Genomic DNA, 562 nt, shown 5'->3' on the forward strand with positions numbered 1-562 from the left:
TCAAGGCCGCCATCGCCCGCGTGTTCGAGGCGACATGGCAGCGGTGCCGCGTTCACTGGATCAGGAACGCCCTCGCGCATGTCTCGCGCGGCCAGCACACCGTCGTCGCCGCCGCGATCCGGCAGGCCTTCGACCAGCCCGACCGGGCCCATGCCGCCGAGACCTGGCGCAAAGTGGCCGAGCAACTGCGCCTGCGCTGGCCCAAGCTGGCCGATCTGATGGACGCCAGCGAACACGACGTGCTGGCCTACATGTCCTTCCCCCGCCCGCACCGCACCAAGCTGCACAGTACGAACCCGATCGAACGTCTGAACAAGGAAGTGAAACGCCGCGCCGACGTCGTCGGGATCTTCCCCAACGAGGCATCCATCATGCGCCTGATCGGGGCCGTGCTCTTCGAGCAGAACGACGAATGGCAGACCTCAAGCCGCTACATGATGGTCGAGGCCTTCGCCCGGATCGACACCGAGGAGATCGACCCCATTCTCAGCATCACAACGAAAGCCGCCTGATCATGCCCTCAGGCCATCCGGGAAATTACACCAGCTTGACGGACGTGACC

General features: G+C 64.9%; 1 protein-coding gene. It reads left to right on the forward strand.

What is annotated here, in order from left to right; all coding sequences use genetic code 11:
* The coding region (locus Q0938_RS19190; protein WP_299365723.1) for a transposase at positions 1-512 on the forward strand (512 nt) is incomplete at its 5' end.
* Between the last annotated feature and the right edge of the window lie 50 nt (positions 513-562).

The sequence above is a fragment of the uncultured Paracoccus sp. genome (genome assembly GCF_947496875.1).
Lineage (GTDB): Bacteria > Pseudomonadota > Alphaproteobacteria > Rhodobacterales > Rhodobacteraceae > Paracoccus.